Source organism: Bradyrhizobium sp. LTSP849 (assembly GCF_000938255.1).
In the GTDB taxonomy this organism is placed as follows: Bacteria; Pseudomonadota; Alphaproteobacteria; order Rhizobiales; family Xanthobacteraceae; genus Bradyrhizobium.
The window spans coordinates 258,456-273,834 of the sequence record NZ_JYMR01000012.1 but is presented as its reverse complement, the minus strand read 5'-3'; the positions used below and the strand labels follow the sequence as shown (position 1 = coordinate 273,834).

Sequence of the window (15,379 nt, the reverse complement as noted above, 5' to 3'; positions counted from 1 at the left end):
TGTTTAGGAGCCCGTACCTGCGCTCATGATCGGCCTGTGGCGCGGCCGGCGCTTTTCGTCGGGCACGGCGGAACTGTCTGGCTGGAGCGGCGGCGCATCCTCCGACAGCGGCGCCAGCGCGCTCATCACGCGCTCGGGCGGGAAGGTGACGATCACTTCGGTGCCGATGCGCAACTTCGATTTCAGCGTGAAGGTGCCGCCATGCAGGTCGATCAGGTTTTTCGCGATGGGCAGGCCCAGCCCCGCGCCCTGTTCGGCCGACTTGATCGAGTTGGAGCCCTGGCCGAACGAGGCAAGCACGACCGGGATCTCGTCCTCGGGGATTCCAGAGCCAGTATCTTTCACCGAGAGATATTGTCCGCCCGAGGCAGTCCAGCCGGCCTTGAGCCAGATCTCGCCGCCCTGCGGGGTGAACTTGATCGAGTTGGAGAGCAGATTGAGCACGACCTGGCGGATCGCGCGCTCGTCGGCCCAGAGCCGCGGCATGGCCTGCTCGAACACCTCGTGGATGGTGATGCCGCGACTTGAGGCCCGCAGCTTCATCAGATGATGACAGTCGGCGACGATGCCGACCAGCGACACTGCTTCCTCGTTCAGCTCGTAGCGGCCGGCCTCGATCCGCGACAGGTCGAGAATCTCGTTGATGAGGTTGAGCAGGTGCACGCCGGAATTATGGATGTCGCCGGAATATTCCTTGTAGACCGGCACCGCATGCGCGCCAAAAATCTCGCTCTTCATCACCTCGGAGAAGCCGAGGATGGCGTTCAGCGGCGTGCGCAGCTCGTGGCTCATCTGCGCCAGGAAGCGCGATTTGGCGACGTTGGCGGATTCGGCGCGGTGGCGCGCCTCGTCCGAGATCGCCTTGGCCTGTTCGAGCTCGCCGATCAGCGCGTCCTTCTCCGCGCGCGCTTCGAGCGTTGCGAAGGTCGAGGAGTGCAGCTGATGTGCCAGCAGGATGAAATAGCCTTCGGCCGCGAGCGCCAGCGCGGCCAGGATATAATTGTCGAGCGAGCCGGTCATCGCAAAGCTCAACGCCATCGCGACTGCAACTGGCGCGGTGGCGGCAAGGGCTGCGATCGGCAAATTGGCAGCGAGCATGCTCGATACTGCGATCACCAGCAGCATCAGGAACATCATCAGCGTTTCCGTGACCGTGTCGAGCACGGGATGGATCAGGATTGCCATCCAGCACAGGCCATAGAGCAGGTCGAGCACGACGAAGCGCGTGCGCCAGGCGCGTGTCGCTGTGGGCGAGGCGGGCTCGGTCAGGAAGCGCTGGCAGCTGCGGATCATCGCGCCGTGGATGCAGAGCATGCCGGCGGTCCAGGCTGCGGCCGGGATCGGCTGCATCCACAGCCCGAACAGCACGCCGGTCACGACCACCAGCAGCATCACGACATAGGAGGCTGACAGTCTTGTCTGGGCATATTGGCGCAGCAGCTCTGCGTCGAAGGCGGGCCGGGTTCCGCTGGTCGACGTTAACTTATCGCGCGCCTCGCGCACCCGCTGCGCCGCAGCCCTTCGGCTGCTCGCCGATGGAGCGCTGACGGGCTCGGCCGGAAGCTGCACAACTTCAGGCTTTTCAGCGGGGTTACTCATCAAGCAACAACAATTCCTGCCCACGTTGGACGCGGGCCTTCTGCATTGTCTATCTCTGGCAAGAAATCCTTAAGAGGTGACTTAAGGAGCTAAAGAATTACGTTAACCCGGCGTTAATTTTGTGCGCGTGCGAGCGCTCAATGCAGCGCCGCATGTTGCGCGACGTAGACCACCGCGCCAGCCAGATACCCCGCCAGCGCCGGAACCGCGATGCGGCGGGCGTACCAGAGGAACTCGATCCGCTCGAGCCCCATGGCGGCGACGCCGGCGGCCGAGCCGATGATCAGGATCGATCCGCCGGTACCGGCGCAATAGGCGATGAATTCCCAGAGGAAGCTGTCGGTCGGGTAATGCGCGAGGTCGTACATGCCCATGGTCGCGGCGACCAGCGGCACGTTGTCGATGATGGCGCTGAGCAGGCCGAGCACGACGACGATGATGTCCTGACGGCCGAGCGTGGCATCCAGCCATTTGGCCAGCATCGCGAGCAAGCCGGCATGTTCGAGGCTGGCGACCGCCAGCAAAATGCCGACGAAGAACACGATCGAGCCCATGTCGATGCGCGTCAGCGCATGTGCCAGCGAGAGCGGACGGCGCACATGCTCGTCCTTGTCACGGTGGACGATCTCGCCGACCAGCCAAACGATGCCGAGCCCGAGCAGCACGCCCATGAAGGGCGGTAAATGGGTGACCGTCTTGAACGCCGGCACCGCGATCAGCACGCCGAGCCCGAGATAGAACATCAGGTTTCGCTCGAACCGATCGACGGCGAGCAATCCGGTGTCTTTCTGCGGTGCCGCGATGGTCTTGCCCTTCAGCGAAAGGCTGATGAAGGTGAGCGGCACCAGCAAATTGACGAGTGCGGGCAGGAACACCGCGCGCATGATGTTCAATGGCGAGATCTGGCCGCCGATCCATAGCATCGTCGTGGTGACGTCGCCGATCACGGTCCACGCGCCGCCGGCATTCGCGGCGATGACGATGAGCGAGGCGAACAGCAGCCGGTCGTCGCGCCGGGCGATCAGCCGCTGGATCAGCGAGACCATGACGATGGTGGTCGTCAGATTGTCCAGGATCGCGCTGAGGAAGAACGCCACGAAGCCAACCAGCCACATCAGCTTGACCTGGCTGGTCGTGCCGATGCGGGAGGTGATAACCTCAAAACCGTCGTGAGCGTCGATCACCTCGACGATGGTCATCGCGCCGATCAGGAAAAACACGATCTGGGCGGTCGAGACGATGGACTCGTCGAGTTGACGGCCGACCAGCGTGTGGTCGCCCGTCGTAGTCGCGTAGATCGTCCAGAGCAGGCCCGCACCGAGCAGCGCGGACGCGCTCTTGTTGACCCCGATCGGATGCTCGAGCGCGATCGCCGCATAAGCGACAACGAATATGGCGGCGAGCGCGATCAGCAAAGCGGGGGCAGTTCGTCAGGTGTCAGCGATTGAGGCGTGCGAGCAGGCTCGACGTATCCCAGCGCTTGCCGCCCATCTTCTCGACCTCGGCGTAGAACTGGTCGACCAGCGCGGTCACCGGCAAATTGGCGCCGTTGCGGCGGGCTTCGGCCAGCGAGATCGAGAGGTCCTTGCGCATCCATTCGACCGCGAAGCCGAAATCATACTTGTCGTCGTTCATGGTCTTGTAGCGGTTCTCCATCTGCCACGACTGCGCCGCCCCCTTGGAGATGGTTTCGATCACGGCGGCGACGTCGAGACCACTCTTCTTGGCGAAGTGGATACCCTCGGAGAGGCCCTGCACCAACCCGGCGATGCAGATCTGGTTGACCATCTTGGTCAGCTGGCCGGAGCCGGCGGGCCCGAGCAGTTTGCACATCCGTGCATAGGCGCCTGTGATGATCGGCTCAGCGCCGGCATAGGCGCCCTCGGCGCCGCCGCACATCACCGTCAGCACGCCGTTCTCGGCGCCGGCCTGGCCGCCGGAGACCGGCGCGTCGATGAATTTGAAGCCGGCCTTGGTCGCGGCCGCATCGAGCTCGCGGGCGACTTCGGCAGAGGCGGTGGTGTGGTCGACGAAGGTCGCGCCCTTCTTCATGCCGGCAAAGGCGCCGTCGGCGCCGATCGTGACTGCGCGCAGATCGTTGTCGTTGCCGACGCAGCACATCACGAAATCGTGGCCCTCGGCTGCGGCCTTCGGGGTCGCTGCGGTATTGCCGCCGAACTTGTCCGCCCACTCCTTCGCCTTGGCCGCGGTGCGGTTGTAGACGGTGACCTCATGGCCCCCTTTTTTCACGAGGTGTCCGGCCATGGGGAAGCCCATCACGCCGAGACCGAGGAAAGCGACTTTAGCCATGTGTGGTACCTTGTCCGTAGTTTGGGTTTTACGGTTTTTTCCCGGGCGAGGGGCGCCAGGTTCCGCTGAACGGCGCGGATCGGGCCGCACCATAAACCCTTGAGGCGGGAGGGCAACGGCTTCGTTTAGCGGCCTCCTGTGCTAGGATGGTGGACCTCAAGGACTTCAAAAAAAGGGAGCGAAAAGCATGGGCGGCGTAAGCGTTGGCGTCCTCGATCATTTCAACATCCGGACCCGGAATCTGGCCGAGACGGTCCGCTTCTACGAGGACGTGCTGGGCCTTGAAAAAGGCGCCCGGCCCAATTTCGCCTTCCCGGGGGCCTGGATGTACAGCGAGGGCAAGCCGGTGGTGCACCTCGTCGATATTTCCCCGACCTCGGAGCCGCAAAAGCCGGATTCCGGCGTGGTCCACCACGTCGCCTTCATCAGCAGCGGCTTTGATGGCATGAAGCGGCGGCTGGCCTCCAAGGGCATGACATTCGACTCACGCCAGGTGCCCGGCGGTGACCTCTGGCAGATCTTCGTCCATGACCCCAATGGCGTCATGATCGAGCTCAATTACGAGGCGGCGAAGGAGCAGGGGGCGGCGCCCGCCGAGATGGCTGGCGATATCGGCAGGCAGTAGCCTTTTTCGCGTTTCCGCTCTAATGGGGCATCCTGAACTCTAGGAGATGCGCTTTGAGCGTGACGCAGCAACAGGTTCTCGACAGCCTCGGCCGGATCAAGTCGCCGCGCGGGGTCGCGCTCACCAATGCCAATGTGCTGAGCGCGATCAGCGCCTCCGACGGCAAGGTGTTCTTCTCGATCAATGTCGATGCCGCCGAGGCGCGGGCCTGGGAATCCGTCCGCTCCGAAGCTGAGGCCGCCGTGCGCGCCATTCCCGGCGTCACCACGGTGATGGTAGCGCTGACCGCCGAGCGTAAAGGCGGCGCGGCACCACCACCTCCGCCAACGCCGAGCCGCGGCACGCCGGGCGTGCAGCCGGTCCACGCCCACAAGCCGCCGCCGCAGGGCGGCGCCCAATCGCCGATGGCGCGGCAGTCCGAGATTCCGGGCGTCGCTGCCGTGATCGCGGTGGCCTCCGGCAAGGGCGGTGTCGGCAAATCGACCACCGCACTCAATCTGGCGCTCGGCCTGCGCGACCTCGGCCTCAAGGTCGGGCTGCTCGATGCCGACATCTACGGCCCCTCGGTGCCGCGGCTGACGGGCCTGCATGAGAAGCCGGAGCTCGACGGCGAGCGCAAGATGATCCCGCTCAAACGCTTTGGTCTTGCCATCATGTCGATCGGCTTCCTCGTGGAAGAAGAGACCGCGATGATCTGGCGCGGTCCGATGGTGATGTCGGCGGTGACGCAGATGCTGCGCGACGTCGCATGGGGTGCGCTCGACGTGCTCGTCGTCGACATGCCGCCGGGCACCGGCGATGCCCAACTCACGCTGGCGCAGAACGTGCCGCTGAAGGGCGCCGTCATCATCTCGACCCCGCAGGACCTGTCCCTGATCGACGCACGACGTGGGCTTGCCATGTTCAAAAAGGTCAACGTGCGCGTGCTCGGCATCGTCGAGAACATGAGCTACTTCCAGTGCCCGCATTGCGGCACGAAATCCGACATCTTTGGCCATGGCGGTGCACGCCATGAGGCTGAGAAGCTCGGCGTGCCGTTCCTGGGCGAGATCCCGCTGCACATGGCGATTCGCGCCTCATCGGATGCCGGTCGCCCCGTGGTCGACAGTGAGCCGGAGGGCCCCCATGCGGCGATCTACCGCGCCATTGCGGGACAGGTCCGGGACCAGCTCAAGGGCGTCATCGCTGCGGCCTGAGCCGGTCTTCTGGGGACATGCGACTTTCGTAGAGTCCTGTCATGCCATTGTCGCGTTCCGCGCGCGGGGCTTCCGTGTTAAAGGCCCACGGCAGTCAAGCCCCACCGGTTCGACGCGACTTAAAACGCGTCGCCGAAATGAGCGGCAGCAAATGAGGAAGTTGAGGGGAAACACCCCAACAAGGAGAGAGTAGAAGATGAAGCGTCGTGATTTCCTGAAAGTGTCGGCAGCAGGTGCGGCGGCGACCGCCGCGGTGGCCTCGCCGGCGATCGCGCAGTCCTCGCCCGAGATCAAGTGGCGCATGACTTCGAGCTTCCCGAAGTCGCTCGATACCATTTATGGCGGCGGTGAGCAGGTGGCGAAGTACGTCGCCGAGATGACCGACAACAAGTTCCAGATCCAGGTGTTCGCCGCCGGCGAAATCGTCCCCGGCCTGCAGGCGCTCGATGCGACCTCGAACGGGACCGTCGAGATGTGCCACACCGTGTCGTACTACTATGTCGGCAAGGACCCGACCTGGGCGATCTACGCCTCGGTGCCGTTCGGCCTCAATGCACGCCAGCAGAACTCCTGGTGGTATCAGGGCGGCGGCGAGCAGCTCGGCAACGAGTTCTTCAAGAAGTCGAACGTGATCGGCTTCCCCTGCGGCAACACCGGCACCCAGATGGGCGGCTGGTTCCGCAAGGAGATCAAGACCGTTGCCGATCTCTCCGGCCTCAAGATGCGCATCGGCGGCATCGCCGGCCAGGTGCTCCAGAAGGTCGGCGTGGTGCCGCAGCAGCTCGCCGGCGGCGATATCTATCCGGCGCTGGAAAAGGGCACCATCGACGCGGCCGAATGGGTCGGCCCCTACGATGACGAGAAGCTCGGCTTCGCCAAGGTCGCGAAGTACTATTACTATCCGGGCTTCTGGGAAGGCGGTCCGACCGTCCACGCCTTCACCAATCTGGACAAGTGGAATTCGCTGCCGAAGAACTACCAGGCGATCCTCACCAACGCGATGGCGAACGCCAACACCTGGATGGCCGCGCGCTACGACATGCAGAACCCGGGCGCGCTGAAGCGTCTGGTCGCCGGCGGCACCCAGCTTCGTCCCTTCACCAACGAGGTGCTCGAGGCCTGCCTCAAGGCGACCAACGAGCTGTGGGGCGAGATCTCGGCCAAGAACGCCGACTTCAAGAAGTCGATCGACGCCATGCAGGCCTACCGCTCCGACGAATATCTGTGGTGGCAGGTCGCCGAATACACCTACGACAGCTTCATGATCCGCTCGCGCACCCGCGGCTGATCGTTCGAGCATGTCGCAAGACGACAGCGCCCGGCCTCCTTCGCGAGGCCGGGCTTTTTCTTTGGCGCAGTGCGATCGGGGCCGAACAAAATATGGAAAACAACCCCATGCACAGTAGACGCGCGGTGAAGGCACGTTGCCCTGTGAATGCGGCCAACAGTTTGAGGTGGCGGAGAAAATCGACGGAAAGAGGCAATCGCTGCGCGGTTGGCGCTGGCGGGACGCTTCGCTTGATGACGAGCGGATAGAGTTGGACTCGCATCGACGAGCAAGGGCATTTTGACTCGTCGGGCAAAACAGTGTCACAAAGCGACAATCGTATAATCCGAAATTAACCTCGGTGTTGATCCCTGGAGGGACGATGAGCTTCGATCCCGATGACGTTCAAAGCGCGCTGCGCCAGGCATGGTCGTTGTCGACGGCCAGCCAATGGACCCCGGCCAATCCGGCGGCTGGGCAATGCAACGTCACGTCGCTGCTGATTCATGAACTGTTCGGCGGCGAGTTGCTGAAGACGCCTCTGCCGGTCGGCGATCATTTCTACAATCGGATCGGAGGCCGGAGGTATGACTTCACGGCGAGCCAGTTCGATCAGCCGATCGCTTATATGGACCTTCCTGCCACTCGGACCGAAGCGGAGCCGGGAGCAACACACGACGAACTGGCCGAACTCAGAGCCGCTTTTCAGGAGCACCGTACCAGGTCAGGTTAGTCAGCCGACATTTTCCAGTCGCCATGGCTAGTCGCCCTGCCGGAGAGCCTCCACAGGATCAAGTCGCGCAGCGCGCCATGATGGGTAAAGCGTTGCAGTGAACGACAGGGTCAGCGCCATGAGTCGAAAAACTGCGCCTCGGGATCGGCATGAAAAGCCGAAAGTCACGTTTCCGATCACCTCAACGCTTGATCCAGATCAAGCAGTCCGTCGCCATTGTGCAGCATGCGGTAGATAACGTCGTAGAACTGGCCCAGGGGAGCGTTTCGGGGGTACGGGAGCGACCGGCATGCCGCTGTTGGCATATCTCTGGAAGGTCGGAGCGGCGTTGCTCTTATTGCTCTTTGTCGCGGACTATTGCCTTCCGAGGGCGCCAATCTCTGAACAGGCGCCGTCCGATCGCCCAACGATACGCATTCACTCCGATCGCAAATGGCCGGAGCGAATTGTCTTCGATACCCGGTCGTCGGCAATCGTTGCCGTCGCACCCGCGGTCAAGATCCCCGATGTCGCGATGTCGTCAGACGTCACCGAACTGCCTGTTAACCGGATGGATAACCCGACAGTCGCAAATGCGCTCGCAATGCTGCCGCGTCCGGACGCACGTCCGCCTGAATCCATCGATCGCAAGCGACAACCGAAGATATCAAGCGTCGCCGCCCGGCCGAGACGACACGTCAAGCCGCAGATGCTTCTAGCGGCGCGACAAGGGCAATTCACCTGGCTCGGCTTCAGATCCTGGTGATCGGCGTCCAGACACGATCCGAACGCCGACGTCTTAGAATCGATTTTTTCGAAGGTGCGGCAGATGTGCTGTCATTCTGATGTGTATTCTGTGTCGTGAGTTGCTGCGGCAGCGACTCACGCGACCCCAAACATCCTTGATGTGGATAAAGCAGCATTTGGCGCCGGCGGGATGCTGGATGCATCGCTATCGGCTGCGCAGGAATGACCTCGCATGCCGAAGACCGGGAGCTGGAAGCCAACAGGGGCACCGTATCACGTTCCTTGGCTTGTCGGCCGCGGATGCGTTCAAAGGCATCGAGTTCGTGGATGACCGATCGCTTGCAAGCAAGGTTTTCTATTTGAGCTTCGCCACGCTGACGACGACCGGGTACGGCGACATCGTGCCCGTCCATCCATGGGCGAGGAGCCTCTGCAACATCGAAGCGGTTATCGGGCAATTGTATCCGGCGACGCCATTGGCGCGACTGGTCACGCTCGAGCTCGGGGGGCAAATTGAACACGCCCACCAGCAATCACCGTAGCGACGGTTTTGGGCTGCAGACTGATGGCAGATTTCTGCATTAATGCGGAGGCCCCGGTCTCGGGGCCTCCATTATGAGCGGAAGCACGGTTCAGTAGCGAGCGGTGACCGGCGCACCATAGCCGCCGAAACGATAGTTCACCCGAAGTGTGATCATGTCCACATCCTGGCTGACCCCGTTGCCGAGAAGGGTGACTCCCCCTGGCGTGACCACGCCTGCGAAGGACGTGTTGTCACGCCCCATCCAGAGATGGTCGTACTCGATACCGAACGACCAGTTGGGGGTGAAGCCATATTCCCAGCCGACTCCCAGGGCACCGCCCCAGCGCGTGTGACCTGCCGAGGCGAGTCCGACACCGGTGACATTGTTGAATATGTCAAAGCGATTGCGCGTTACCGCAGCGCCACCCTTCACGTAGAACAGCGACGCGTTCCATGCCCAGCCGAGTTGAGCCGTGAACAGCCCGATGCCATCTATCTTGCCTGTGGTGGAGATCAATGGATCGATCAGGCTGACGCGGGTGTTCTTGATTTCGGCCCAGTCGCCCTGCGCCTCCAATCCAAGGACAAACTGATTGGTCTGCCAGCGGTATCCGATCTGCCCGCCAACAAGGCCGCCGGAGCGATCAGCGCAACCGCCTGCGAGTGTCCCTGCGGGCGTCAGGAAATCCACGCAACCATGGCTCTGCCCCCAGCCTCCATTGCCGCCAATGTAGAATCCGCTCCAGTTGTAGATCGCCACTACCGGTGGAGGCGGCGCTGCCTTGACAGCCATATCGGCGGCCATGGCCGGAGCCGTCATGTTCAGCGCTGCGAAGCTGATCGCAGCCATCGAAAGCCTTTTCATCATCATGTCCCCTCGCTCCGATCTCTTTCTTGTTTAGAAACGCGAATGCAGGCTTGCGTGCATAAGCACGGCGAACATCCATACGTTACGTTCGATGAGACCCTACGCCCGTAACAAAATGGCAACACTCAAGAGCCGTGTATGTGCACGAAGGCGTGCTTATTCCGTGCCGGGACCGGTATGTCGTTCAGTGTCCGATAGTTCGTCGGCAAGCCAGGCCTGGATGCGGGTTGACGGAATAAGCTGCCTGGGGACGCTCGGATTGATCGTGCCTGCAAATACAGCGAGGCCTTCGTCGAGCTTTGCACGAGCGAACGCCTTGGCCTCTGCTTCCGTAGCGAAGGTCCTTGTCTCCCGAGGACTCCGCTGCTTCGGCAGCGTGCCGCGTTTACGCACTTCGAAGGTGACGTACCAAGTCGGCGTCATCGCGCACCTACCCGCGAATTGGCCCAGCCCGCTCATCCCCCCTGTTGTGGTGCGCCTGTCACATAGCCGGTTGATCTGAATCAAGACCGCGCCTGATGCTGCCAGACAACAGCGAAGCGACGGGCACCTAAACCCATATGCGGTTCTGCGGAGCTACCGCTCGGCCCAATCACACTTGATCTACGTCAATGTCGCTCAATCTTTCCCGGACACGCTATCTACAGCCGCAGGAAGGCGACTTGTGCCACCCCTGATTTCGCAAGTGCAAAGAGGAGGACCATCATGAAGGCGAAGACCCAACTCTCGATGAGATGCGCGACGATTGCAGGGATAGCTGCCAGCGCCCTTCTGGTGCTTGCAGGCGTCACGCTTAATCCATCACCGGCCCACGCAATCGTATATTGCCAGTACGTCGGCTATCCGGGGGGGTGCGTTGCCCGGGCCGGCGTCGTTCTGAGGCCGCGCCCCGTTGCGCGTGCAGCGGTCCGCCACAACGCTGGTGGCAATGCGAATGGCGGCGTCAATCGCGTTGGCGTGCGGCGGTAAGGGGATTCGCTCGCGGATCGCGAGCCAGGACAGCGAGCCAGGACAGCGAGCCAGGCTCGCGACCGCATATTTCTGTCGAAGGGGTAAGATGAAATCATCGACGAGCCGGAGCGAAGACCATGTCGCTACCGATGTCTCGGCGTGACATCGCCGAATATCTCGGCATAACTCTCGAAACCGTTTCGCGAGCAGTATCGTGACTTCAGCGCGAGGGTGCTCGCGCTACCGCGGCTGATGAAGAATTAGGCTCTACGTCTTAAGTCGCAAGATCGCAAAGCCCGGCCCGCTCTGGAGGCCGGGCTTTTTCTTTGCCGCAGTGCGATCACGATGGAATTCGGCCCGGCCTTACGCCATGCTGTCCCCCAAGCCTCGGCAAGAAGGCCCACAATCTTAAATCCATCAGGGCAGGAAATCATGAAGAGACGAGACTTCATCAAGGTCACCGGACTTGGTGCGGCCGGTGCCGCGACGCTTGCTGCGCCCGCGATTGCGCAGTCGATGCCGGAAATCAAATGGCGCATGCCGACGAGCTGGCCGAAATCGCTCGACACGCTGTTTGGCGGCGCCGAGATGATGTGCAAGATGGTTGCAGAGGCGACCGACAACAAATTCCAGATCCAGATCTTTGCGGCCGGCGAGATCGTGCCGGGCCTCCAGGTGCTCGATGCCGTGCAGAACGCCACCTGCGAGATCGGCCACACCGCGTCCTATTATTATTTCGGCAAGGACCCGACCTTCACCTTCGGCTCGTCAGTGCCGTTCGGTCCGAACATGCGGATCAATCAGGCTTGGTACATGCTGGGCGGGGGCAAGGAAGTCCTCAACGACTTCTACAAGAGCTACAACGTCATCTCGCTGCTTGCCGGCAACACCGGCTGCCAGATGGGCGGCTGGTTCAGGAAAGAGGTTAACACGCCCGATGATCTCAAGGGCATGAAATTCCGCATCGGCGGCTTTGCCGGCCGCGTGCTTCAGAAGCTCGGCACGGTGCCGCAGCAGCTTGCCGGCGGCGACATCTATCCGGCGCTGGAGAAGGGCACCATCGACGCGGCCGAATGGGTCGGTCCCTATGACGACGAGAAGCTCGGCTTCTACAAGATCGCGCCGCACTACTATTATCCCGGCTGGTGGGAGGGCGGGCCGATGCTGCTCGCCTTCGTCAACCTCGACAAATGGAATGCACTGCCGAAATATTACCAGAGCGTGCTCACACAGGCCGGCCATTACGCCAACAACTACATGATGGCGCGTTACGACCAGGCCAATCCGCTGGCGCTGAGGAAGCTGCTCGCCAACGGCACCAAGCTGCACGCCTTCTCGCCGCCGATCATGGACGCCTGCTACAAGGCGGCGAAGGAGCTGCACGACGAGGTCTCGGCGACCAACCCCAACTTCAAGAAGGTGTATGAGTCCCTGACCAAATTCTCCAACGACAGCTACGCCTGGTTCCAGGTCGGCGAAGTCGGCTACGACATCTTCATGTCGCGGCGGTCGCAGGGCTGATCGCGGCGGACGTCGCGGCGCGATCTTCCAATAAACGAAAGCCCGGTCTCGCAAAGCGCGAGGCCGGGCTTTTTGCGTGGCTGATGTCTTCGGATTTTACAAAGTCGCTTGACACGTCGGGCAAAACGGAGGCAAGAGGCGATCATCGCGCAATCCGGGAGAGGCGAGGCAGGGCGCCTGGGATGCATGACGCCTTCGCTCCGGCCTCCGTGGAGACTTGCCCAATCATGCAGATTATGTTCCGCCGAGCTCAATTGGCCGATCTTCCGGCCATCGTTGCTCTCCTGGCAGACGATACCCTGGGACAGCAACGGGAGGATGCGAGCTCGCCGACAAACCCGAAATATGGCGATGCGTTTCAGGCCATTCTTGCCGATGCCAACCAGCTGCAACTGGTCGCGACCGTGAACGACGAGGTGATTGGCACCCTTCAACTTTCCTTCATTCCCGGACTGGCACGGAAGGGCGCCTGGCGCGGACAGATCGAGGCGGTGAGAATCGCCGCGTCCCAGCGGGGATCCGGTGTTGGGCAGCAGATGTTTGAATGGGCGATAGGCCAATGCCGAGCCAGAGGTTGCGATCTCGTCCAGCTCACGACCGACAAGACGCGCTCCGATGCTCACCGCTTCTACGAGAGGCTGGGATTCGTTGGCAGTCACTTGGGCTACAAGCTGATGCTTTAGCGTTGAACCGCTTGACACGTCGGGCAAATCGGGGGTCGGCTGCGGTCGTCGACTGTAGGCAAGGTCACGATGACCTATTTGGCCTCGCTCACCTGCACGGAAGGCATGAGCCGGTGTTGGAAGACGCAACGGCGCCTGTCTTGCGTCATCCTGGCCGCTCAGGCTGCCCATTTCATCTGGGCTAAGCTCTGTCGATAGGCAGACAGCACGAAGCCCTGATGGCACCTGACGCCAGCCTCGATCCGGAAGCCGAGTTGTTCGAGCCTTCTGCGGATCTTGAGCGCGAAGCCGGCCTCGCTCGACTTGATCAGGACCGCAATCGCCGCGGTCGCGCCCAGAGACGGAGCGACCTGGGACAGCGCCGTCTCGAACTCGCCGAACACGTCCTGCACGGTGATGAGGCCGACGGAAAAAGTCGGGGTGCGCAGACGGAAGCGCGAGGGCAGCCCGATGCGGGTGAAGCCGCGGCGGCGCAGCGCCAAATACAGTTCGGTGCAGTCGCCGCCAGCGACGATCGCACGGTCGAGTTTCGACAAATGGGTGAGCGAGATCATGGTCTCGACCACCTGATCGCGGTCGCTGGTGGAGGGAGGCGTATGGAGCACGAAGATACTCCTTGTGAACCCTTGTTGTGAACTCTTGGGTACGCTGGCGTGACTGTTCGTCCCGACTGATGGCTCAAATATCTCTTGCAGCGCATATGATTTCGAGGCGATGCGGAAGCCTATCTCATAGGGATGCCATAGGCATGCCTTCAAACGAGGCGTCAATCAACGTTCATTGCGCATGTACGCGCTTCGCGCCGTCACTGATTTGAGGTCGGGTACGGCGCTGGTCGCGCCGCGGTAATCCGATAGACGGTCTACGCCGGCTTCGATCTGGTGATCCACCGCGAGAAGAATCGCATGCGCAACGGCAGCCGTCGCTACGACGAGGAGCCAAAGGCGTAGACCCATGAGACTTCTCCATCCTTGGATGGCGTACACAGATCGGACAATTGGAACGCTTGTTCAGACCGAAACTTGTTCAAAAAAAGGGCCCCGGACGAACCGGGGCTCAAGTTGGTTGGAGGTTTGGAGAGAGACGTCAGTAGATGGCGATAGACGTCAGTATTTGGCGACGACGGGGCCGTCCCAATGGAATTTGTAGTTCACGCCGACCAGCGCGGTCGAGGCCCGCTGCTGGACGCCGATGACTTCGCCGGAGCCGCCCCCGGGCAGCGTGAACGCACGCGCGTTGTCGTCCAGGAACCACATGTAGTTATACTCGGCGAAGACCGACCAGTTTGGTGCGAACATCCATTCGGCGCCGATGCCGATGGTCATGCCGGGCTGATAGAAGCTTGCGGATTCGAACACCGCACCGCCTGGCGCGAACACCTGGTTGCGATTCTTGATCCAAGCCGCGCCGCCCTTGAGATAGCCGAGGAGTTGCGGCGTCCAGAGATAGCCGATGCGGCCGGTCGCAGTGTAGATCTCCTTCAAATTATTCGCTTCGGAGAAGGTGGGAAAGTCGGTCAGGGCATGGCTGCCCTTGACGCTGCCGAAATCGAAGCTGCCGCCGACGCCGAACACGAGATTGCCGGTCTGGAAGTCGCAGCCGACCTGGCCGCCGCCGATGAAGCCGCTGTCCTTCTCGCGACCGTAAATTGCCGGCGACGCGGCGCCGAAGAAGTCAGAGACGCGCGCGGTATCCAGTCGCGTCCACCCGCCGCCGACATTGCCGCCGAGATAGCAGCCGGTCCAGTTGTAGAGCGGAGCAGCAGGCATCGGCCTCGCCTTCACCGGCAGATCGGCCGCGGTCGCGACGCTCGTCGCGCCGAGCCCGATCAGCACGCTCGCGACGACAAGAGATTTCAATCGTCCGTACATTCAAGCCCCCTGCATGGCCACGCGGCCAATTCAATTTCGGAGCTGATCTTAAGGACAGCGTGCGGATTCCGCGATGCCGAAAGGACCGCGAGAGGGTGCAGAACCTGTTTTTTGCCCGCGCGTTGCACGCTCGCGACATCGCAAGGCGTCGAAAATCATTGAGAAAAGATAGCTTTCGGTCTCACGATGCGGATTTTGGAAATGGAGATACGGCGAGGGCTGCGCGACCTATTGCATCCGGATGAGATTGCATCGCAGCGTTTTTTATCGATGTTTCCCGCGTGTGATGTGCCTAATTCCGGTCGCGGGTCCGCCAGACGAAGATGATGAAGATTGCGACAAAGGCTGCACCCGCAAGCATCCAGTACTGGGCATCGAAACCAAAAATGCTAAATTCTTGAATGAGGAAGTCCACGCGCGCGCCCCTTTGTTGGGCAAATTACGCGGTTCGCGATGAAGAATATATTATTTTTATACGATGGACGCTCTGCGCGTCATGCGCGGGC

At 61.8% G+C, this 15,379-nt stretch carries 16 protein-coding genes and 1 pseudogene; 9 read left to right on the top strand and 8 right to left on the bottom strand.

Annotated elements, in window-relative coordinates; translation table 11 throughout:
• Positions 1–3 precede the first annotated feature (3 nt).
• From UB31_RS10715 to UB31_RS10705, 3 genes are all read right to left on the bottom strand, one after another.
• Complete coding sequence (locus UB31_RS10715; RefSeq protein WP_045010833.1) at positions 4–1,599, bottom strand: sensor histidine kinase; 1,596 nt, start codon at positions 1,597–1,599, stop codon at positions 4–6.
• A 137-nt stretch (positions 1,600–1,736) separates the two neighbouring features.
• On the bottom strand, positions 1,737–3,014 hold the full coding sequence (nhaD, locus tag UB31_RS10710; protein WP_045010832.1) for a sodium:proton antiporter NhaD: 1,278 nt from the start codon (positions 3,012–3,014) through the stop codon (positions 1,737–1,739).
• A 22-nt stretch (positions 3,015–3,036) separates the two neighbouring features.
• Positions 3,037–3,909, bottom strand: coding sequence for an NAD(P)-dependent oxidoreductase (locus UB31_RS10705; RefSeq protein ID WP_045010831.1), 873 nt, complete (start codon positions 3,907–3,909; stop codon positions 3,037–3,039).
• Between the two features lie 187 nt (positions 3,910–4,096).
• Here UB31_RS10705 and UB31_RS10700 point away from each other — a divergent pair, with 187 nt between their 5' ends.
• From UB31_RS10700 to UB31_RS40360, 5 genes are all read left to right on the top strand, one after another.
• Entirely contained in the window at positions 4,097–4,534 is a 438-nt protein-coding gene (locus tag UB31_RS10700) for a VOC family protein (protein WP_045000941.1), read from the top strand.
• A gap of 53 nt (positions 4,535–4,587) precedes the next feature.
• Positions 4,588–5,730 carry an Mrp/NBP35 family ATP-binding protein gene (locus UB31_RS10695; protein ID WP_045010830.1) on the top strand — a complete coding sequence of 381 codons (1,143 nt, stop codon included), beginning with the start codon at positions 4,588–4,590 and terminating at the stop codon, positions 5,728–5,730.
• 196 nt (positions 5,731–5,926) lie between these two features.
• Positions 5,927–7,018: a TRAP transporter substrate-binding protein gene (locus tag UB31_RS10690; protein ID WP_045010829.1), complete on the top strand. Its 1,092-nt coding sequence runs from the start codon at positions 5,927–5,929 to the stop codon at positions 7,016–7,018.
• Positions 7,019–7,379: 361 nt separating this feature from the next.
• Positions 7,380–7,730 carry a YunG family protein gene (locus UB31_RS10685; RefSeq protein ID WP_045010828.1) on the top strand — a complete coding sequence of 117 codons (351 nt, stop codon included), beginning with the start codon at positions 7,380–7,382 and terminating at the stop codon, positions 7,728–7,730.
• A gap of 923 nt (positions 7,731–8,653) precedes the next feature.
• Positions 8,654–8,998, top strand: a complete 345-nt coding sequence (locus UB31_RS40360; protein ID WP_245305973.1) for a potassium channel family protein — start codon at positions 8,654–8,656, stop codon at positions 8,996–8,998.
• Between the two features lie 90 nt (positions 8,999–9,088).
• On the opposite strand, the gene UB31_RS10670 is transcribed toward UB31_RS40360, so the two are convergent.
• Positions 9,089–9,844 carry an outer membrane protein gene (locus UB31_RS10670; RefSeq protein ID WP_045010901.1) on the bottom strand — a complete coding sequence of 252 codons (756 nt, stop codon included), beginning with the start codon at positions 9,842–9,844 and terminating at the stop codon, positions 9,089–9,091.
• A gap of 159 nt (positions 9,845–10,003) precedes the next feature.
• A complete protein-coding gene (locus UB31_RS10665; protein ID WP_045010900.1) occupies positions 10,004–10,270 on the bottom strand; it encodes a hypothetical protein in 267 nt (88 codons plus the stop codon).
• Positions 10,271–10,552: 282 nt separating this feature from the next.
• On the opposite strand from UB31_RS10665, the gene UB31_RS42500 reads away from it, so the two are divergent.
• The 4 genes and pseudogenes from UB31_RS42500 to UB31_RS10655 all read left to right on the top strand — a co-directional run bounded on the left by UB31_RS42500 (position 10,553) and on the right by UB31_RS10655 (position 13,002).
• The gene (locus UB31_RS42500; RefSeq protein WP_082078471.1) at positions 10,553–10,816 is read left to right on the top strand and encodes a hypothetical protein; all 264 of its coding nucleotides are present in this window, start codon (positions 10,553–10,555) and stop codon (positions 10,814–10,816) included.
• 116 nt (positions 10,817–10,932) lie between these two features.
• Positions 10,933–11,013, top strand: a pseudogene (locus UB31_RS40350) (helix-turn-helix domain-containing protein); the annotation flags it as partial.
• A gap of 217 nt (positions 11,014–11,230) precedes the next feature.
• Positions 11,231–12,319: a TRAP transporter substrate-binding protein gene (locus tag UB31_RS10660; protein WP_045010827.1), complete on the top strand. Its 1,089-nt coding sequence runs from the start codon at positions 11,231–11,233 to the stop codon at positions 12,317–12,319.
• Positions 12,320–12,546: 227 nt separating this feature from the next.
• Positions 12,547–13,002, top strand: coding sequence for a GNAT family N-acetyltransferase (locus tag UB31_RS10655; protein WP_045010899.1), 456 nt, complete (start codon positions 12,547–12,549; stop codon positions 13,000–13,002).
• A gap of 158 nt (positions 13,003–13,160) precedes the next feature.
• On the opposite strand, the gene UB31_RS10650 is transcribed toward UB31_RS10655, so the two are convergent.
• From UB31_RS10650 to UB31_RS42810, 3 genes are all read right to left on the bottom strand, one after another.
• A complete protein-coding gene (locus UB31_RS10650) occupies positions 13,161–13,607 on the bottom strand; it encodes a hypothetical protein (RefSeq protein WP_050044752.1) in 447 nt (148 codons plus the stop codon).
• Between the two features lie 501 nt (positions 13,608–14,108).
• Positions 14,109–14,873 carry an outer membrane protein gene (locus UB31_RS10640; protein ID WP_082078470.1) on the bottom strand — a complete coding sequence of 255 codons (765 nt, stop codon included), beginning with the start codon at positions 14,871–14,873 and terminating at the stop codon, positions 14,109–14,111.
• A 292-nt stretch (positions 14,874–15,165) separates the two neighbouring features.
• Positions 15,166–15,288 (bottom strand): hypothetical protein, encoded by a 123-nt coding sequence (locus tag UB31_RS42810; RefSeq protein WP_283806076.1) that lies wholly within the window; start codon positions 15,286–15,288, stop codon positions 15,166–15,168.
• Positions 15,289–15,379 lie beyond the last annotated feature (91 nt).